This window comes from Lentibacillus sp. CBA3610, assembly GCF_013373365.1.
Classification (GTDB): domain Bacteria; phylum Bacillota; class Bacilli; order Bacillales; family Amphibacillaceae; genus Lentibacillus.
The window spans coordinates 991,080-1,011,197 of record NZ_CP035925.1; the positions used below are offsets into that span (position 1 = coordinate 991,080).

At 41.6% G+C, this 20,118-nt stretch carries 16 protein-coding genes and 2 pseudogenes; all 18 read left to right on the forward strand.

Features of this window, described 5'->3' with window-relative positions:
• The first annotated feature begins 88 nt into the window (after positions 1–88).
• Positions 89–4,383 (forward strand): annotated as a pseudogene (locus tag Len3610_RS05035) (PolC-type DNA polymerase III).
• A gap of 335 nt (positions 4,384–4,718) precedes the next feature.
• Positions 4,719–5,189: a ribosome maturation factor RimP gene (gene rimP, locus Len3610_RS05040; RefSeq protein ID WP_176446990.1), complete on the forward strand. Its 471-nt coding sequence runs from the start codon at positions 4,719–4,721 to the stop codon at positions 5,187–5,189.
• A gap of 14 nt (positions 5,190–5,203) precedes the next feature.
• Positions 5,204–6,316: a transcription termination factor NusA gene (nusA, locus tag Len3610_RS05045; RefSeq protein WP_176446991.1), complete on the forward strand. Its 1,113-nt coding sequence runs from the start codon at positions 5,204–5,206 to the stop codon at positions 6,314–6,316.
• A gap of 12 nt (positions 6,317–6,328) precedes the next feature.
• Positions 6,329–6,610 carry an RNase P modulator RnpM gene (gene rnpM / locus Len3610_RS05050; RefSeq protein ID WP_176446992.1) on the forward strand — a complete coding sequence of 94 codons (282 nt, stop codon included), beginning with the start codon at positions 6,329–6,331 and terminating at the stop codon, positions 6,608–6,610.
• Entirely contained in the window at positions 6,600–6,899 is a 300-nt protein-coding gene (locus Len3610_RS05055) for a YlxQ family RNA-binding protein (protein WP_176446993.1), read from the forward strand. Before rnpM ends, Len3610_RS05055 begins: the two co-directional genes overlap by 11 nt.
• Positions 6,900–6,919: 20 nt before the next feature.
• Positions 6,920–9,079 carry a translation initiation factor IF-2 gene (gene infB, locus Len3610_RS05060; RefSeq protein WP_176446994.1) on the forward strand — a complete coding sequence of 720 codons (2,160 nt, stop codon included), beginning with the start codon at positions 6,920–6,922 and terminating at the stop codon, positions 9,077–9,079.
• Positions 9,076–9,354, forward strand: coding sequence for a DUF503 domain-containing protein (locus Len3610_RS05065; protein WP_176446995.1), 279 nt, complete (start codon positions 9,076–9,078; stop codon positions 9,352–9,354). The genes infB and Len3610_RS05065 overlap by 4 nt, the downstream gene beginning before the upstream one ends.
• Before the next feature lie 43 nt (positions 9,355–9,397).
• Positions 9,398–9,739, forward strand: a complete 342-nt coding sequence (gene rbfA, locus Len3610_RS05070) for a 30S ribosome-binding factor RbfA (protein WP_176446996.1) — start codon at positions 9,398–9,400, stop codon at positions 9,737–9,739.
• 90 nt (positions 9,740–9,829) lie between these two features.
• A complete protein-coding gene (gene truB / locus Len3610_RS05075) occupies positions 9,830–10,726 on the forward strand; it encodes a tRNA pseudouridine(55) synthase TruB (protein WP_176446997.1) in 897 nt (298 codons plus the stop codon).
• Between the two features lie 21 nt (positions 10,727–10,747).
• Complete coding sequence (locus tag Len3610_RS05080) at positions 10,748–11,701, forward strand: bifunctional riboflavin kinase/FAD synthetase (RefSeq protein ID WP_176446998.1); 954 nt, start codon at positions 10,748–10,750, stop codon at positions 11,699–11,701.
• A 139-nt stretch (positions 11,702–11,840) separates the two neighbouring features.
• Complete coding sequence (gene rpsO / locus Len3610_RS05085) at positions 11,841–12,110, forward strand: 30S ribosomal protein S15 (protein WP_176446999.1); 270 nt, start codon at positions 11,841–11,843, stop codon at positions 12,108–12,110.
• A gap of 140 nt (positions 12,111–12,250) precedes the next feature.
• A pseudogene (gene pnp / locus Len3610_RS05090) lies at positions 12,251–14,322 on the forward strand (polyribonucleotide nucleotidyltransferase); the annotation flags it as partial.
• A 491-nt stretch (positions 14,323–14,813) separates the two neighbouring features.
• A complete protein-coding gene (locus Len3610_RS05095) occupies positions 14,814–15,770 on the forward strand; it encodes a polysaccharide deacetylase family protein (RefSeq protein WP_176447000.1) in 957 nt (318 codons plus the stop codon).
• A gap of 33 nt (positions 15,771–15,803) precedes the next feature.
• Positions 15,804–17,033, forward strand: a complete 1,230-nt coding sequence (locus tag Len3610_RS05100) for a M16 family metallopeptidase (protein WP_176447001.1) — start codon at positions 15,804–15,806, stop codon at positions 17,031–17,033.
• Between the two features lie 55 nt (positions 17,034–17,088).
• Positions 17,089–17,322 carry a YlmC/YmxH family sporulation protein gene (locus Len3610_RS05105; RefSeq protein WP_176447002.1) on the forward strand — a complete coding sequence of 78 codons (234 nt, stop codon included), beginning with the start codon at positions 17,089–17,091 and terminating at the stop codon, positions 17,320–17,322.
• A gap of 217 nt (positions 17,323–17,539) precedes the next feature.
• Positions 17,540–18,424, forward strand: coding sequence for a dipicolinic acid synthetase subunit A (gene dpaA / locus Len3610_RS05110; protein WP_176447003.1), 885 nt, complete (start codon positions 17,540–17,542; stop codon positions 18,422–18,424).
• Complete coding sequence (gene dpaB, locus Len3610_RS05115; RefSeq protein ID WP_176449555.1) at positions 18,424–19,029, forward strand: dipicolinate synthase subunit B; 606 nt, start codon at positions 18,424–18,426, stop codon at positions 19,027–19,029. Before dpaA ends, dpaB begins: the two co-directional genes overlap by 1 nt.
• A gap of 34 nt (positions 19,030–19,063) precedes the next feature.
• Entirely contained in the window at positions 19,064–20,110 is a 1,047-nt protein-coding gene (gene asd, locus Len3610_RS05120; protein ID WP_176447004.1) for an aspartate-semialdehyde dehydrogenase, read from the forward strand.
• Positions 20,111–20,118 lie beyond the last annotated feature (8 nt).

The following is a 20,118-nucleotide window of genomic DNA, read 5'->3' on the forward strand; positions in this document are numbered from 1 at the left end:
CGCTGCACTGTTGAAACCCTTGTCTGAAACTGGACCGGCAAGGGTTTTCTATCATGTCAGGATTGACCAATCATTGGGAGGAAGTATAATGAGTATCTCAACACAAGAAAAAATGAATTTGCTCCTGGAACAATTGGAAATTCCCGGAGATTACACAGATGCTTATTTTAGTGATAGTCAGTTAATCAAACTTGAAGTTCATAAGCAATCAAAAATGTGGCATTTCCACATTCGAATCAAACAACTGCTGCCGACAGAAATATACGCTTTGCTTCATGCCAAGTTGCAGGAGACATTTCAGCAATTTGCACAAGTTGACCTGACGTTATATACCGATGAAAAGGATTATGACAGCGAGACGATTTGTACCTATTGGCAAACATTTCTCCAGTCTGTATCCAACTTATCACCAGCCTATAAAGATCTTGTACTTAATCAAAAACCCAAAGTTGACAATAATAAAATTATGTTAACTGCGAGGAATGAAGCAGAAGGTAACGCACTTAAAAAAAGGCTGGAAAAACCATTTCAGGAATTTTGCCAAAAAATCGGAGCACGTCCTTTTTCGATGCATATTGACGTGAAACCGGAAATGGCCGAACTGAAAAAATTCAGGGAGCAAAAAGCGCTGGAAGATCAAGAACTGGTTTTAAAAACGGTTCAGGAAAAAGAAAAACGTGACAAGGAAAAGCAAAATACAGAGCGAAACCAACCGTTTATGCTCGGTTATAACATTCAGGATGAACCGATTCAGATGGAAGAAATTCAGGAGGAAGAACGGCGTGTAACTGTACAGGGGTATGTTTTTTCCGCAGATATTCGCCAGCTTCGTTCCGGAAGAAGTTTATTAATCGTTAAAGCGACTGATTATACCGATTCACTGCAAATTAAAATGTTTTCAAAAGGTGATGAAGATGCAGCGGCGTTTGAACAACTGAAGGAAGGCATGTGGATCAAGGCCAGAGGAAGTATTCAGACAGATATGTATACGAATGAGCTGGCAATGATGGCAAATGACATTCATGAAATCAAGGTTGAAACACGCCGGGATACAGCCGGTAAAGATGAAAAGCGTGTTGAATTTCATGCCCATACGACAATGAGTCAGCTGGATGCGGTGGTGTCACCATCAGCTCTCATTGAACAAGCGGCAAATTGGGGCCATAAAGCAATTGCGATTACCGACCACGGTGGTGTCCAAGGTTTTCCGGAAGCACATGCCGCCGGTGAGAAACATGGTGTTAAAGTACTCTACGGTGTCGAGGCCAATTTAGTTGATGATGGTGTACCGATTGCGTATAACGAGAATGATGTTGGTTTAGAAGAGGGCACCTATGTTGTTTTTGACGTTGAAACGACAGGTCTTTCAGCCGTCTATGATACGATTATTGAGCTTGCAGCAGTGAAAATCCATAAAGGTGAAATCATTGATCGGTTTGAATCATTCGCCGATCCGCATCAGCCTTTGTCACAAACGACGACTGATTTGACCGGTATAACTGATGACATGGTCAAAGGTGCACCTGAGGTTGATGAAGTTTTGAGAGATTTTCATGGTTGGATGGAAGATAGTATTCTGGTAGCACATAATGCAAGTTTTGATATCGGATTTTTAAATCAGGGATTCCAAAAAATCGATTATGACAAAACAATTAACCCGGTTATCGATACGCTTGAATTATCACGGTTTTTGTATCCGGAATTGAAGAATCACCGCTTGAATACGATGTGCAAGCATCTGGATATTGAACTTACACAGCACCACCGTGCCATCTATGATGCGGAAGCAACGGGTTATCTATTATGGAAGCTGGTAAAAGGGTTGCTTGCTGAAAGTATTAGCAATCATAATCAATTAAACAACCATATGGGCGAGGGTGATGCCTATAAGCGTTCACGTCCGTCCCATTGCACATTAATTGCACAGACAAACGAGGGTCTGAAAAACCTTTATAAGCTTGTCTCTTATGCTCATGTGAACTACTTTTACCGAGTACCACGAATTCCAAGATCACTCCTCGAGAAACATCGTAAAGGTCTTCTTGTCGGATCTGCCTGTGATCAGGGCGAAGTGTTCGAAGCAATGATGCAAAAATCAGCAGATGAAGCAGAAAAAAAGCTGCCGGGTTCTATGATTATATTGAAGTTCAGCCGCCTGCCAACTATGCGCATTTAGTTGAGAAAGAGCTCGTTCAGAATGAAGCTCAAATTTTGGATATCATTTCAAAATTGACTGAAATGGGAGATCGTTTGAATAAACCTGTTTTAGCAACAGGAAATGTTCATCATCTTGAGGAGCATGATAAAATCTACCGGCAAATTTTAATTGCGTCACAAGCCGGTAATCCATTAAACCGGCAGACATTGCCAGACACATCATTCCGGACAACTAATGAGATGATTGATATTTTTGGTTTTCTGGGAGAAAATGAAGCGAAGAAAATCGTTGTGGATAACCCCAATGTGCTGGTTGACAAAATCGAGGATATTTCCCCGGTCCAGGATGGTCTTTTTACACCAACAATTGAAGGGGCGGAACAAGAAATACGTGATCTTTGTTACAATCGCGCCAAACAAATTTACGGTGATTCAGTGCCGGAAATCGTGACGGACAGGCTGGAAAAAGAACTTTCCAGCATCATTGGAAATGGTTTTTCGGTCATCTATTTAATTTCACATAAACTTGTCAAAAAATCGCTTGATGATGGTTATTTGGTAGGGTCACGGGGATCAGTCGGCTCATCACTTGCTGCCACCATGCTGGAAATAACCGAAGTCAATCCACTGCCGCCGCATTATGTCTGTACGGAATGCCATTATCATGATTTTATAACAGACGGGTCAGTCGGCAGCGGCTTTGACTTAAAAGATAAAGCGTGTCCGGACTGTGGCAGGCCGTTAACAAAAGATGGACATGATATTCCATTTGAAACATTTCTCGGTTTCGAGGGTAACAAGGTACCGGATATTGACTTGAATTTTTCCGGTGAATATCAGCCGGTAGCCCATAACTATACAAAAGTTCTGTTTGGTGAAGAGAAAGTATATCGTGCCGGAACGATAGGCACGATTGCCGAAAAAACAGCCTATGGTTATGTGAAAGGCTATGCATCTGACAAACAGTTAGTCTATAAGAATGCGGAAATTGATCGACTTGTGCAGGGATGTACAGGCGTGAAGCGGACAACCGGACAGCATCCGGGCGGTATCATTGTCGTACCCGAGGAAAAGGAGATTTTTGATTTCACGCCGATTCAGTACCCGGCAGATGATCGGAACAGTGAATGGCAGACAACGCATTTTGACTTCCATTCCATTGAGGATAATTTATTGAAACTGGATATACTCGGGCACGATGATCCTACTGTTATCCGGATGTTACAGGACCTGAGCGGGATTGATCCGAAAACGATCCCGACTGATGACGAAGAAGTGATGAAGATATTTTCCGGTCCGGAATCGTTAGGGGTGACACCTGAACAGATTAATTGTAAAACAGGTACACTGGGGGTTCCGGAATTTGGAACCAGGTTTGTAAGACAAATGCTTGAGGATACAAAGCCGAACACATTTGCTGAACTTGTTATTATATCCGGACTGTCGCACGGTACGGATGTATGGCTCGGGAATGCCGAGGAACTGATTAATGACGGTATTTGCGAATTGCCTGATGTTATCGGCTGTCGTGACGATATTATGGTTTACCTGCTTCATAAAGGGCTGGAATCATCACTTGCCTTTACCATCATGGAGTATGTCCGTAAAGGAAGAGGACTTAAAGACGAATGGATCGACGAAATGAAAAAACATGGTGTGCCTGACTGGTACATCGAATCATGTAAAAAAATTAAGTATATGTTCCCGAAAGCCCATGCTGCTGCTTATGTCCTTATGGCAGTTCGCATTGCATATTTTAAAGTTCATTACCCGATCTACTTTTATGCTGCCTATTTTTCAGTACGTGCCGGTGATTTTGAGCTGGATACAATGGTTAAAGGTTCCAATGCCATCAGGCAGCGTGTCGAAGCTATTATGGCCAAAGGAAATGATGCCCCACCAAAAGAGAAAAGTCTCCTGACTGTATTGGAAGTAGCTTTGGAGATGTGTGAGCGGGGCTATTCATTTCAAAAGGTTGACTTGTACCGGTCAAAGGCTTCTGAATTTATCGTCGACGAGGGTACATTGATTCCACCATTTGATGCAGTGGATGGCCTCGGTACAAACGCTGCCATAAATATTGTCAATGCACGGGAAGATGGGGAGTTTCTCTCCAAGGAGGATCTGCGCCAGCGCAGCAAAATCTCCAAAACAGTACTTGAATATCTTGATAATCATGGCTGCCTTGAGGGTATGGCCGATCAAAACCAGTTATCGTTATTTTAATATGACGATCCTGTTTGACGGTAAACGCATCAATCAATATTCTTGCAACTTTATCAAACCTATGCTATAGTCTAACGGTATGGAATGATTCGAACGGTTAAAGAGTGGGCCCCGCCCACTCTTTATTCATACAGCCATTTTTCTGCACCTAGCTTCCCTTGCCACGTCATCCGGCAGGGGTTTTATATTAAAAAGCCATTAATACAGCTTCTTTCCGGGGATGAGATGGAAGGTGCCGGATTTGAACCCCTGGAAATTGGTATAACGGTGCAAATGAAATGGTATATGATGGTTCATACTAATCATAACGACAACTGAATAAAGGAGGTTATATCTTGAGTTCCGAAATTGTGAAAACAACAGAGGAATTAGCAGAACCGATTCTGCGGGAAAAAGGATTGGAATTAGTTGATGTTGAATATGTAAAAGAAGGTAAAAATTGGTTTCTTCGGGTTTTTATTGATAAGGACGGCGGCGTGGAGATTGATGAGTGTGGTATTGTATCAGAACAATTAGGCGAAAAGCTGGACCAGGTCGACCCAATCAAGGGAACCTATTTTTTGGAAGTGTCATCACCGGGGGTTGAACGCCCGCTGAAGACCAAAGAAGATTTTAAGAAACACGTGGGCAGTAATGTCTATGTCAAACTTTATGAGCCAATTAACGGTGAAAAAGAGTATGAAGGACTATTGCAGTCGTTTTCGGATGAAACGGCAATTATTGCCTACAAGATAAAAACAAGAGAAAAGCAGGTTGAAATACCATACCAAAAAATTGCTAAAGCAACACTAGCGGTATCATTGTAAAGGGGGAACGAAGAGTGAGCGATCAGCTGTTTGATGCGATTGAGTATTTGGAAAAGGAAAAAGGAATTGACAAGGATATACTAATGGAAGCTTTAGAGGCTGCTTTAATCTCTGCCTACAAAAAGAACTTTAAATCGGCAACAAATGTCCGGGTGGATATTGATGAAGAGACAGCTTCAATGCGCGTTTTTTCACGGAAAACGGTTGTGGATGAAGTTGAAAACAACCAGGAAGAAATATCATTGCAGGAAGCCCGGGAGATTAATCCAAACTATGAAGCTGAAGACGTTATTGAGGTTGAAGTCACACCAAAAGATTTTGGTCGAATTGCTGCTCAAGCTGCAAAACAAGTTGTTACCCAACGTGTCAGGGAAGCAGAACGCGGTGTTATCTTCAGTGAATATGTTGATCGTGAAGAAGATGTTATGACCGGAATCATTTCAAGGAAAGATCCGCGTTTTGTTTATGTGAACCTGGGAAAAATTGAAGCAAAATTAGCGGAATCAGAACAAATGCCGACCGAAGATTACTATGTGCATGACCGCTTGAAAGTGTTTGTCAATAAAGTGGAAAATACAAGTAAGGGACCACAGATTTACATATCCCGCTCACATCCGGGATTGTTGAAACGTCTGTTTGAAATGGAAGTACCGGAAATATATGATGGTACTGTTGAAATAAAATCTGTTGCACGCGAAGCAGGCGACCGTTCCAAAATTTCCGTTCATGCTGATGATCCGGAAATCGATGCTGTCGGTTCCTGTGTCGGGCAGAAAGGGCAGCGTATTCAAGTTGTCGTCGATGAACTTAAAGGCGAAAAAATCGATGTTGTTGAATGGTCAGACGATCCTGTCGTGTATGTTTCCAATGCACTGAGCCCTTCAAAAGTGGTGGATGTATTGGTCGATGAAGAAGATAAAGCAACAACAGTCATCGTCCCGGACTATCAATTGTCCCTGGCAATTGGGAAACGGGGTCAAAATGCTCGTTTAGCTGCCAAGCTAACAGGATGGAAAATTGATATAAAAAGTGAATCAGAGGCTCGTGAACAAGGGCTTTTAGACGATTATGACGGTGAAGAGGCCGAAGATTCCTATTCTGACATTGACGAAGACTTGTTTGAATAAGGGGGAAGACATATGGCCAAACAGAAAAAAGTACCACAGCGAAAATGTGTCGTAACGAATGAAATGAAGCCAAAAAAAGAATTGATTCGTATTGTCCGTAATAAAGAAGGCGAGGTATTTGTCGACCCGACAGGTAAAAAAAATGGCCGTGGGGCATACCTGTCAAATGATATAGCCGTTATTGAAAAGGCGGAAAAAACGGATATTTTAAATCGCCAGCTGGATACACAAATTGACCCAGTGATTTATGATGAACTTAAAGAATTCGTCAAAGGAAACTCAGATGAAAAATAATTATTTAAATCTAGTCGGTTTAGCCTATCGAGCCAGAAAGTGTTCATTGGGGGAAGAAACGATTGTTAAAGATATTCAGCAGAAAAAGGCAAAACTCGTTCTTCTGGCAAGTGATATCGGGCCCCAAACACGGAAAAAAATTACAGACAAATGTAATAGCTATGAAATTCCTTATAAAATAGTTGATGATAGAGAAACATTATCGAATGCTATTGGAAAATCCCAAAGGGTAGCTGTAGCAATTTTGGATGCGGGATTCGCCGCCAAAATCAGAACGCTCTTGGGATAATTAATCTTGGGGGTGGACTTATGAGCAAAATGCGTATATATGAATATGCGAAGCAGAATAATACAACAAGCAAGGAAGTTATTCAGCATTTAAAAGACTTGAATATTGACGTTAAAAATCATATGTCAACGGTTTCGATTGAAACGATTGTAGAATTGGATAAAAAGTTTGGTTCGAAGCAGCCTGAGAAAAACACAGAACAAAAAAATGATCAGCAAAATCGAAAATCATCCAATCAATCAGGTAATAAAGATAATCAGCAAAAGAAACATAAACCAAACCAGAATCCAAAGGGCCGGAATCAGGAACGCAAAGGAAACCAGCAAAATAAAAATAAAAAACATAAAAACAGCAAAAAAGGAAATAAAAACTACTCTGCATCAAATTCACAGCAGCAGAAACGCCAACAAAAGCCTGTGAAAAAAATACCAGAGAAAATCACCTATAGTGAAACATTGACTGTTGCTGATTTAGCCGGGAAGTTGAATAAGGACACGTCAGAAATCATTAAAAAATTAATGTTTTTAGGTGTCATGGCTAACAAAAATCAGGATCTTGATGATGATACTGTCGAGTTGTTATGTGACGAATTCGGTGTAGAAGTTGAAAAAGAAATTATTTTGGAAGATACCGATTTTGATAAGTATCTTCAGGAAGACGATCCAGCTGATTTAGTTGAACGTCCGGCTGTTGTTACGATTATGGGCCACGTTGATCACGGAAAAACGACACTCTTGGATGCAATCCGTCAGACGAAAGTAACCGCAGGCGAAGCAGGAGGCATAACACAGCATATCGGGGCTTATCAGATTGAAAATGACGGTAAAAAAATCACGTTTCTTGATACACCGGGGCATGCTGCATTTACCAGCATGCGTTCCCGCGGTGCTCAAGTAACGGATATTGCCGTATTGGTTGTTGCAGCAGATGATGGTGTTATGCCTCAGACAGTTGAAGCAATCAATCATGCCAAAGCTGCCGAAGTACCAATTATTGTAGCTGTCAACAAAATGGATAAAGAAGGAGCCAACCCTGATCGTGTCATGCAGGAATTGACGGAATATGAATTGCTTCCTGAAGATTGGGGCGGTAATACCATTTTCGTTAACATGTCGGCGATGAAATACGAAGGTATCGATGACCTTCTGGAAATGCTGCTGCTTGTAACCGAAATGGAGGAATTGAAAGCGAGTCCGAATGCCAATGCATTTGGCACTGTTATTGAAGCACAGCTCGAAAAAGGAAGAGGATCTGTCGCAACCTTATTGATCCAGAATGGCACATTGCATGTCGGTGATACGGTTGTTGTCGGCAATACGTTTGGCCGCGTACGTGCCATGGTTAACGATGAGGGTGAACGTGTTAAAACTGCTGACCCGTCAACACCTGTTGAAATCACAGGGTTAAATGACGTTCCGCAAGCCGGGGATCAGTTCCTTAAGTTTACAGATGAGAAAAAAGCGCGGCAAGTTGGTGAAGCACGTCACCAAAAACACATTCAGGAAAGCCGGTCAGAATCATCGAAAGTTAGTCTGGATGATTTATTCGAACAGATTAAACAAGGTGACATGAAAGAGATCAATATTGTTATTAAAGCAGATGTTCAAGGCTCTGCCGAAGCTCTTGCATCATCACTTGAAAAAATTGAAGTGGAAGGCGTTAATATTAAGATTATTCATACTGGTGTAGGAGCTATTAAGGAATCGGATATCATTTTGGCATCAGCATCGAATGCCGTTGTGATTGGCTTCAATGTACGCCCGGATGCCAATGCGAAAAAAGCCGCAGAATCCGAGAAAGTCGACGTCCGTCTGCATCGTGTTATCTATAAAGCAATTGAAGAAATAGAGTCTGCCATGAAGGGAATGCTTGATCCGGTATACGAAGAGAAGGTTATCGGACAGGTAGAAGTCCGCGAAACGTTCAAAGTATCCAAAATCGGAACAATTGCAGGGAGCTATGTAACAGATGGCAGAGTTACACGTGACTCAGGGGTGCGCCTGATCCGTGATGGTGTTGTTCAATTTGAGGGTGAAATTGACACACTGAAACGCTTTAAGGATGATGTGAAAGAAGTAGCTCAAAATTACGAATGCGGGATAACGATAAAAAACTTTAACGATATTAAAGAAGGCGATATACTGGAAGCCTTCGTTATGGAGGAAATTGAACGCACATGATTATGTATGCTGAAGTGGAATGCATGCTGTATGATAATCATTCGCTGAAGCAAAAACGTTCAGTCATCAAACGTATTACCGCTAAATTGCGGAATGATTTAAATGTTGCCGTCACAGAACTGGATTATCATGATTTATGGCAGCGCACAAAGCTGGGGGTCGTTACCCTTTCCAATGACAAAACACATGCCGAACAAGTGATGCAAACAGCTTTTAAAATCATTGACACGTATACCGAAGTAGAACGTACGATCACGGATGTGGAGTCTCTGTGATCTAAAGAGTTAAAGACCGTTCATTTTATCGAGGTGAATCAATATGAGTGATATTCGTGCAAACCGTGTAGCAGAACAAATGAAGAAAGAGTTGGGCGAGATTATCGGTCAAAAACTTAAAGATCCGCGCGTCGGGTTTGTGACGGTTACAGACGTGGAAGTTACCGGAGATGTGCAGCAGGCAAAAGTGTTTATTTCCGTGCTTGGAAGTGAGGAGGAAAAGCATGATACACTGCTCGGTCTCGCTAAAGCGAAAGGGTTCATCCGTTCGGAAATCGGCAAACGTATCCGGTTAAGGAAAACACCCGAAATAACGTTTGAATTTGACGAAGCTTATGAGTATGGCAAACGTATTGAGGAAATACTGCGTGAGTTAAATAAATAGGTAATGTAATATGCAGGTTAATCTGACTCCCCCGCCTGAGTCAGATTTTTCCATGCATACTGTGGGTTAATTATTGGAGCTGGTGATATAATGAATGGGATTTTACCTTTATGGAAGCCAAAGGGAATGACCTCACATGATTGCGTTATGAAAATACGCAAATTATTTCAAATAAAAAAAGTTGGGCACACCGGGACGCTTGACCCCGAAGCTGAAGGGGTTTTGCCGGTTTGCATTGGTCAGGCCACTAAGATCGCGCCTTTTCTGACTGATACAAAAAAAACCTATCTGACCGAGGTGAAACTTGGTGCTGCAACAGAAACTGAAGACAATTGCGGAACGGTTGTGGAAACGGAGCAGGTAATAAATCCTCCATCTCAACAGGAAGTTGAAAACGTGTTACAATTATTTCGGGGATCGATAACCCAGGTTCCGCCTATGTATTCTGCAATTAAAGTTAATGGGAAGAAATTGTACGAGTACGCCCGGGCGAATGAATATGTTGAGCGCCCGAAACGTGAGACTTTTATCTATCAATTGAACCAGTTGGAGAATAATCGTCATCACGATCGTTTTTGGTTAAGAGTCGTATGCTCGAAAGGTACATATATCCGAACGCTATGTGTCGATATCGGGAATTGTCTTGGATACCCGGCACATATGTCTGCCTTGTACAGAACGGGGACAGGTGCTATAAACAAGGAAAACACTGTAACGTTCGGCGGAATTGAACAGGCACTCAAGGTAAACAAAGCCGACCAATTATTGCTGTCAATCAGCAGCTGTCTGACACATATGCAGCGGACTTATGTGGATGGACCAACGGGAAAACGGGTTCTTCATGGTCAAAAACTGGCAAAACCCGATAATCTTCCTGAAAAAGATCCCTTTTTGGTTATGTATGAAAACCAGGTTATAGCAGTCTATAAAACACATCCCGAAAATAAAACGATTATGAAACCGGTGCGTGTTTTTAATGATGACTAAGTAAAGTGCAGGTGAAATAATTTGCGGACAATCAGATTAACGTATCCTCATACATTATTGTTGGATGAATTACCGGAAACAGCTGCTGCCATCGGTTTTTTTGATGGTATTCATAAAGGCCATCAAAAGGTTATTAATACAGCTGTAAGTAAAGCGAAGGATCAAAATATGGAAAGTGCTGTGATCACTTTTCATCCGCATCCCTCCGTCGTTTTGAAAAAAGATGTGCAGCATGTTCAATATATAACACCATTGCAGGAGAAACAGAAAATACTGCAGCGATTGGGAGTAGACCGACTTTATATTATTGCTTTCGATAAAGAGTTGTCTTCCCTTGAGCCGCAAGCATTTATTGATCATTTTATTATACATTTAAACATAAAACACCTTGTATCCGGATTCGATTTTTCATACGGTTTTAAAGGCAAAGGGAATGTACAAACGATCAGGGAACATTCAAAAGGATTGTTTGATTATACGATGATTGATGAAGTTCAATCAGGTGATCAAAAAATAAGTTCTACAAGAATAAGAGAGCTCCTGCAATCCGGTGAAATTGGAAAAGCCAATGCGTTATTGGGCAGGCCTCTGATTGTCCGGGGTATTGTCAAAGAAGGCGAAAAACGCGGCAGAGAAATCGGATATCCGACAGCGAATCTGGAAGTTTCCACCGATGCGCTTCTCCCTAAAATAGGCGTTTATGCTGTTAAAGTGCTGTTTAAAAATGAAGTATACGAGGGGATGGCCAGCTTGGGTTATAATCCAACCTTCACCGCTGACAGGGACGAACCTATAATTGAAGTGAATATATTTGATTACAATAATGATTTATATGGTGAAGAACTTGTTCTCGAGTGGCATCAATATATACGGGATGAAATAAAATTTGACAGTGCTTCGAAGCTTGTGAAACAAATTGAAGAAGATGAAGAGCGTATCCGAGACTATTTTTTCCCCGCATGTAACGGGCAATAATTATTAAAATTCATGCTGACTCTTGCATTTTTGATGAAAAAGATGTACCCTTGAATACGTAAACCATCGCTCGGCAAATCGTAACTCCGGCGATTGCTGGGGGAATGGGGATATTTATCAATTTATGGAGGTGAACCGGTTGGCTATTACAAAAGAACGTAAAAATGAAATTATTAGTGAATATAAGGTTCATGATGATGATACGGGTTCCCCGGAAGTACAAATTGCTGTATTGACTGAGGAAATCACAAAATTAAATGAACATTTGCGCGTTCACCAAAAAGATCACCATTCACGCCGGGGTCTTTTAAAAATGGTAGGTAAGCGTCGTAATTTATTGCACTACTTACGAAATAAAGACGTTACACGCTATCGTGAATTAATTAAAAAACTCGGCCTGCGCAGATAATTGTAAAAGTAGGTACAAAAGGGTTTTAAAAAGCAGGAGAAATCCTGCTTTTTTTCTTCTTATACACATAAAATTTACATTTATGCTTATTAACTATAAAATGAAGGTAGTAAGTGTTTTGGAAGGGAGTTTTAATACGAATGACAGAAGAGAAAAAAGTGTTCTCCATGGAAATAGCCGGTAAAACCTTTACTGTAGAAACCGGGGAACTGGCAAAACAGGCAAATGGTGCATGTATGATCCGTTATGGTGATACTGCTGTATTATCGGTGGCGACTGCATCTGATGAACCAAAGGACCTGCCATTTTTCCCGTTAACGGTTAACTACGAAGAGCGATTATATGCTGTAGGTAAAATTCCTGGGGGATTTATTAAACGAGAAGGGCGTCCAAGTGAAAAAGCAACGTTAACATCCCGGCTGATTGATCGCCCCATCCGTCCGCTCTTTCCTGACGGATACAGAAATGAAGTACAAGTTATCAGCACAGTAATGAGTGTTGATCAGGACTGTTCTACTGAAATAGCGGCGATGATTGGTTCATCGATTGCACTATCCATTTCGGATATTCCGTTTTCCGAACCGATAGCAGGTGTTCATGTTGGACGAGTCGATGGTGAATTTATTATTAACCCGACCGTTGAGCAGGAAGAAAAAAGTGATATTGATTTGACTGTAGCCGGAACAAAAGATGCCATCAATATGGTTGAAGCCGGGGCAGATGAGGTTCCGGAAGACGTTATGCTTGAAGCGGTCATGTTCGGACATCAGGCAATTATTCGTTTGATCGAATTCCAGGAAACCATCATTGAATCAGTCGGCGTAACAAAGCAGGAATTCAATGCCGAAACAGCAAGTGATGAACTGGTTGCTAAGCTTGAGGACCAAGCGAGAGGCAAATTGCTTGAAGCTATTCAGACTGAAGGCAAAAAAGAGCGGGAAGCAGCAATCGATAAGACGAAGGATGAGGTTCTTTCCCTTTTCGAAGAGGAAGAAGATGAAGTTATTGATCAGGTCAAATCAATTTTGAAAGATATGGAAAAGGAAGAAGTCCGTCGTCTAATAACAAAAGAAAAAATCCGTCCTGATGGGCGTAGAGCTGATGAAATTCGCTCACTGTCATCGAGAGTCAATGTGTTGCCGAGAACACACGGGTCTGGTTTATTTACACGTGGACAAACTCAGGCTTTGAGCGTGTGTACATTAGGAGCATTGGGTGATGTACAAGTATTGGACGGCCTTGATCTGGAAGAATCCAAACGGTTCATGCATCATTACAACTTTCCGCAATATAGTGTCGGGGAAACTGGCCCGATCAGAGGACCAGGCCGACGGGAAATTGGACATGGTGCATTAGGTGAACGGGCTCTTGAAAAAGTTGTACCATCTGAAAAAGAATTTCCATATACAATCCGTCTCGTTTCAGAGGTGCTGGAATCAAATGGATCGACATCACAGGCAAGTATTTGCGCCAGCAGCTTGGCGATGATGGATGCAGGTATACCTATAAAAGCACCTGTCGCAGGTATAGCAATGGGTCTTGTTAAATCCGGTGAAGACTATACGATTTTAACCGATATCCAGGGCATGGAAGACGCTCTGGGCGATATGGACTTTAAAGTTGCCGGGACGGAACAAGGTGTAACGGCACTGCAAATGGACATCAAGATAGAGGGCTTATCCAAAGACATTCTGGAAGAAGCTTTGTCACAAGCTAAAAAAGGCCGCATGCAAATTCTTGACTCGATGCTCGCAACGATTAAGGCACCAAGATCCCATCTGTCAGAACACGCACCTAAAATTCTGACAATGAATATCAATCCGGATAAAATTCGTGATGTGATTGGACCGAGCGGGAAACAAATCAATCAAATCATTGATGAAACAGGCGTCAAAATTGATATCGAACAGGATGGAAGTGTATTCATTTCCTCGCCTGATGCTGAAATGAACCAAAAGGCAAAACAGATCATAGAAGATCTTGTCCGGGAAGTTGAAGCAGGTCAAATCTACTTGGGCACAGTTAAACGGATAGAAAAATTCGGTGCGTTTGTTGAATTGTTTAAAGGAAAGATGGCTTAGTCATATATCGAATTACAGGAAGAACGTACGAAAAAGTGGAACGCCGTATCGATGTGACCAAATTATGGTAAAAGTAAAGGAAATCGATAACCAGGGGCGCGTTCAATCTGTCACGTAAAGCTGTTATTGAAAGAAAGAACGGAAAAGCAGGAGAAATCACGATCATAGTTAAACGAAACAAGAAGCTGGAAAACCAGTTTCTTTTTTTATGTCTGAAAAATAAGTGATGTGTTTAATCATGATTATAAAGCGAGCACCGTCTGTTCTTTTTATCGCAAAACCATAACTGCGACGTAACCAATACTCCGCTTTCCCGCGGGGGGAACGCTTTTTCGCAAAGCCTCCCCTCGCCCTTCGCCGGGCCCACACGATGTTTGGGTCAACAAAGGCGTTGCCACAGGACGTGGCGAATTTAGCCTTTGTTCCTTGAACGCTCGCTGTGGGGTCTTCAGACTGTTCCTTTCCCGCAGGAGTCTCGCTTTTTTCCGCAGCGGTGTCATTGCACACCAATCAATTCTTTGTCGCAATTTATATCTATTACGTTAATAGCAACAAAGCTTACGAAAAGGGCTTTTCATAACTTGTCCATCCTCTTCATATGAATTAGTGAGGGGGGATATGGATGTATCGCTATCACTGGCTTGTACATGTTTGTGTATTTATACTGATTGTCACCGTTTCATTCGATTTTACGTATGATCCGTTTGAACCCAATCACACTGTTACATTTTCCAATGCAGTTGAGGAGGTTACAAAGACTGACGATCCGTTGTATGAAAAAATACAGGAGAAACGAACGGATTATGAAGAAGCTCCCCAGGATGCCAAGATTGATCAGGTCTGGAAGAAGGTGCCCGGACGAAATGGTGTAAAAGTGAATGTTGATAAATCATATGAACAAATGAAAGAGAATGGCGTTTTTGATGAAACATTGCTCGTTTATGAACAGATCCCTCCGGAAATTACAATGGATGATTTACCGGCTGCACCGATTTTTCGGGGAAATCCGAATAAAGAGATGGTTACTTTTTTAATTAATGTATCATGGGGAACAGAACATATACCTGCCATTTTGAATATTTTAAAGGAACATAACGTAAAAGCTACCTTTTTTGTTGAAGGAAAATGGGCAATGGAAAATACGGATTACGTTAAAATGATTCATGAACAGGGACATGTGATTGGGAATCATGCTTACAATCATCCTGTCATGTCACGCCTTTCAAGACAGGATATTTTGGAGCAAATCAGTCAAACCAATGAAATTCTGGAAGCTATAACAGGTGAAACACCAAAATGGTTTGCCCCGCCCAGTGGCGATTACAATGACCAGGTAGTGAAAGCAGCAGCTGAGCAAAATATGGAAACGATTCTTTGGAGTGTTGACACGATTGATTGGAAGAATCCATCAACATCTGTTATGATGAATCGAGTAAACAGCAAAATTCATCCTGGTGCAACGTTGTTAATGCACCCAACGCCTTCGATTGCAGAGGGGTTGGATTCAATAATCAGGAGTATTAAAGACAGAGGTTATAAAATTGGAACTGTCAACACTATGTTGAGTGCCGACAGATGAATTCGAGTGGATAACAGCTTAGGAGGCAATACATTGGTGGAAAAACATACAAGTGACAACGGACTTCGAATTGTTCTGGAAAATATACCGGCTGTGCGGTCTGTAACGATTGGCATATGGGTGAAGACTGGCTCACGTAATGAAACAGAAGAAATAAACGGTATTTCACATTTTTTAGAGCATATGTTTTTTAAGGGAACCAGCAGCAGGTCCCCCCAGGATATCGCCGAAGCTTTTGATGCAATTGGCGGGCAGGTTAATGCGTTTACTTCAAAAGAGTATACCTGTTTCTATGCCAAAGTGATGGATACGCATAAAGAAAAAGCTCTGGAGATTCTGGCAGATATGTTCTTCAATTCTTCTTTTGATGAAGAAGAGATGGAGCGTGAGAAAAAGGTTGTACTAGAAGAAATTAAAATGTATGAAGATACCCCGGATGATATCGTTCATGATATTCTTGCGCGTGCATCATTTGGTGATCATCCGCTGGGCAATCCGATTCTGGGGACGGAAAAACAATTGCAATCATTTACTCCGGATACTTTAAGAGGCTATATAAATGAACGTTATACACCCGGGAATGTTGTTGTGTCGATTGCAGGTAATGTGGACGATACATTTATACAGACGGTTGAAAACTACTTTAACAGGTTTCAAGCAGATGCCGGACATATAGAAGTAGAGAAACCAGCGTTTTTAGGTAAACAAATTGAGCGGCATAAAGATACGGAGCAGGCACATTTATGCCTTGGTTACAATGGTTTGCCTGTGGATGATGAGAATATGTTCAGTCTGGTTATTATGAATAATGTTCTTGGCGGCAGTATGAGTTCCCGCCTTTTTCAGGAAGTCAGAGAAAAACAAGGTTTGGCATATGCTGTGTTCTCGTATCACGCATCATTTCTGGATAACGGTTTATTAACCATTTATGCCGGTACAGGGAATGATCAGCTGCCACAATTAAAAGATACGATTAATCGAACAGTTGACGATTTAATGCAAAATGGGTTGACGGATAAAGAATTAATAAACAGTAAAGAACAATTGAAAGGTAATTTAATGTTGAGTCTGGAAAGTACCAGCAGTCGTATGAGCCGCAATGGCCGGAATGAATTAATGTTAAATAAGCATCGCTCGCTGGATGAGATGATTGCAGAAATTGATGCGGTCAACCATGACAAGATTCAGCAAGTGATTGATTCAACTTTCCGGCATGCGCCATCGAGTGCACTCATTGCACCGGAGCCTGTTGCACAAGCATAATTTCCAGCCATTTAACATATGTATATGTAAAATGGGTTGACCCGGGGGGATTTTTTTGCGATATAAGGATATTAGTGCCAAGGAAATTGTTGATATCAATCAGGGTGCACGACTTGGTGTCTTAGGTCAGACAGATCTTGAAATCAATGAAAGGACCGGACAGATCGAATCGTTTATTATCCCGAATTATAAGTGGTTTGGTCTGAAAAAGGAAGGTGCTGAAACAAAAATCAGGTGGCGTTCCATCCGGAAAATCGGCGAGGACATGATTATGATTGAGTCAGATTAATATATAAAGCTGGTGTCATTTCGATATGATGCCAGCTTTTTTTGTGACGTCAGGAAAGATCAATTATGGATGACCTTATGGGAAAAACTTCGACACACGTTATAAGACGAGACGAATGTCGCGTTTTTTTATGTTGGTAATCACTAACTTGCAAGAAACACATAAGCTATTTTGAACACCTATTTAGAAGAAAGGCGTACGGAGGGATTTTTTAGTCATGACGCAACAAATTGCTGTAATAGGCGGTGATGCACGCTATTTGGAATTGATACGCCAGCTGCAGGCACTGCCTGAGGTTACCATTTCGTTAGTAGGTTTTGACAAATTGGAAAAGGGATTTACGGGATTAAACCAAACCGACTTTGCCGATTTGAATCAGGAAAATCTGGATGCGGTCATTTTGCCTATCACAGGGACAGATTCTCAAGGCTATGTGGAAACCGTTTTTTCAGATCAAACCGTTCAGCTGACAAATGAGTGGTTTGACGGATTAAATGATCGTACTGTCGTTTTTACCGGGATTTCGAATGACTATCTGGATAACGCAGCGGACCAGGCGAATGTCGAACTGATTCCATTACTTAACCGTGATGATGTAGCCATTTATAATTCGATTCCGACAGCTGAAGGAATGATCATGATGGCGATAGAACATACCGATTATACCATTCATTCTTCACGTGTAATCGTTGTCGGATTTGGCCGGGTTGGAAACACTGTAGCAAATAAATTTGCAGCGCTTGGGGCGAAAGTTTCGGTTTGTGCTGAAAGTATTATGGATTTAGCCAGAATAACGGAATTGGGTCATACGGCCATTCCATTTGATCAATTGCATGAACATACCCGTGACGGCGATTTATTAATCAATACGGTTCCGGCTCAAGTTGTCACAAAGGAAGCGATTCAGCATTTACCACCGCATGGAATTATTTTTGATCTTGCCTCGAAGCCCGGTGGCACTGATTTTGCATATGCCAAACAGCGAGGCATTAAATCGATTCTGGCTAAAAGTCTTCCGGGGATTGTCGCTCCGAAAACTGCCGGAAAGATTTTGGCCGATGTGATTAAACAATTATTGCTTAAGAAGGAGGAGAGGATATGATGGAACTGGAAGGAAAACGGATCGGATTTGGTGTGACCGGATCGCACTGCACATATGATGACGTATTTCCACAGCTGGAGAAACTGATGAAAGCAGGTGCAGAAGTGATACCAGTTGTATCCTATACAGTGCAGAATACTGATACCAAATTCGGAAAGGCAGATGATCATGTCGCAAAAATTGAATCGATAACAGGTAAACGCGCCATTAAAACCATACCTGAAGCAGAACCGCTCGGACCGCAACTACCGCTTGACTGCATGGTCGTTTCGCCTTTAACCGGGAATTCGATGAGCAAACTGGCCAATGCACTGACTGATACACCGGTATTAATGGCGGTAAAGGCAACAATACGGAATCAAAATCCGGTTGTATTGGGAATTTCAACGAATGATGCCCTGGGATTAAATGGTGTCAACTTGATGCGGCTTATGGCCAGTAAATTATTTTATTTTATTCCATATGGGCAGGATAATCCGTATAAAAAGCCGAATTCTCTCGTGTCTGATATGAATTTACTTTCTGATACTGTTAAGTCAGCATTAAACTATCAACAACTTCAGCCAGTGATTATTCCTCATATTGATGATAATATGATAGAATAAATGGAAACAATCTTTTAGTGAGGTGTCTTATAGAATGGCAGAAAATAATCCAGTTAACATTGCAGTAGTTGGTGCTACTGGAGTAGTAGGAGAAAAAATCATCGAAATACTTGAAACTAGGAACTTTCCGATTAACGAGATCAAACTGTTGTCATCGAAGCGATCAGCGGGCAAGAAAGTTTCCTTTAACAGCCGGGAGTTGACGGTGGAAGAAGCTAGGCCGGAAAGTTTCGATAATATAGATATTGCCTTATTCTCAGCCGGTGGATCAGTTTCCAAAAAATTAGCGCCGGAAGCAGTGAAACGAGGAGCAGTAGTCGTCGATAACACAAGTGCTTACAGAATGGATGAAAATGTACCATTGGTTGTGCCTGAAGTAAATGAAAACGACCTTCAATCACATAATGGTATCATTGCAAACCCAAATTGTTCCACGATTCAGATGGTCGCAGCACTAAACCCGCTGCAGGAAGCATTTGGATTGTCACGTGTCATTGTCTCGACCTATCAGGCTGTTTCCGGAGCGGGAAATGAAGCAAATAATGAATTGGAAGAACAAACCAGACAGTATTTAAATAATGAGGAGATGACAGCGGAATTGCTCCCTGTCAAAGGGGATGAAAAACATTTCCCGATCGCGTTTAACGCATTACCGCAAATCGATGTATTTCAGGAGAGCGGCTATACATTTGAAGAAATGAAAATGATCAATGAATCGAAAAAAATTCTTCATGCACAGAATTTAGCAATAGCTGCTACCTGTGTCAGACTGCCGTTTTTTACGTCACATGCAGAAAGTGTCTATATTGATGTTGAAAAAGACGGTTTAAAAGTTGAGGATCTATGGAATGTACTAAAGGAAGCAGATGGTGTAACACTTCAAGATGACCCGGGCACACAGACGTACCCGACACCGCTCGATGCAGCCGATAAAGAAGATGTCTTTGTCGGGCGTGTCCGCAAAGATCTGGACAATGATAAAGGCTTCCATTTATGGGTTGTATCTGATAATCTTGTCAAGGGTGCTGCCTTGAATACAATTCAAATCGCAGAACGTTTAATTCAAAATAAATGGCTTTAAGATAGAGG

What these genes read in the sequence shown, in the direction of transcription:
- infB (WP_176446994.1), top strand. Translation starts at nt 6,920, where the DNA reads ATGAGCAAAATGCGTATATATGAATATGCGAAGCAGAATAATACAACA.
- rbfA (WP_176446996.1), top strand. Translation starts at nt 9,398, where the DNA reads ATGAGTGATATTCGTGCAAACCGTGTAGCAGAACAAATGAAGAAAGAG.
- dpaB (WP_176449555.1), top strand. Translation starts at nt 18,424, where the DNA reads ATGGAACTGGAAGGAAAACGGATCGGATTTGGTGTGACCGGATCGCAC.
- Len3610_RS05055 (WP_176446993.1), top strand. Translation starts at nt 6,600, where the DNA reads ATGAAAAATAATTATTTAAATCTAGTCGGTTTAGCCTATCGAGCCAGA.
- dpaA (WP_176447003.1), top strand. Translation starts at nt 17,540, where the DNA reads ATGACGCAACAAATTGCTGTAATAGGCGGTGATGCACGCTATTTGGAA.
- rnpM (WP_176446992.1), top strand. Translation starts at nt 6,329, where the DNA reads ATGGCCAAACAGAAAAAAGTACCACAGCGAAAATGTGTCGTAACGAAT.
- truB (WP_176446997.1), top strand. Translation starts at nt 9,830, where the DNA reads ATGAATGGGATTTTACCTTTATGGAAGCCAAAGGGAATGACCTCACAT.
- Len3610_RS05065 (WP_176446995.1), top strand. Translation starts at nt 9,076, where the DNA reads ATGATTATGTATGCTGAAGTGGAATGCATGCTGTATGATAATCATTCG.
- Len3610_RS05095 (WP_176447000.1), top strand. Translation starts at nt 14,814, where the DNA reads ATGTATCGCTATCACTGGCTTGTACATGTTTGTGTATTTATACTGATT.
- asd (WP_176447004.1), top strand. Translation starts at nt 19,064, where the DNA reads ATGGCAGAAAATAATCCAGTTAACATTGCAGTAGTTGGTGCTACTGGA.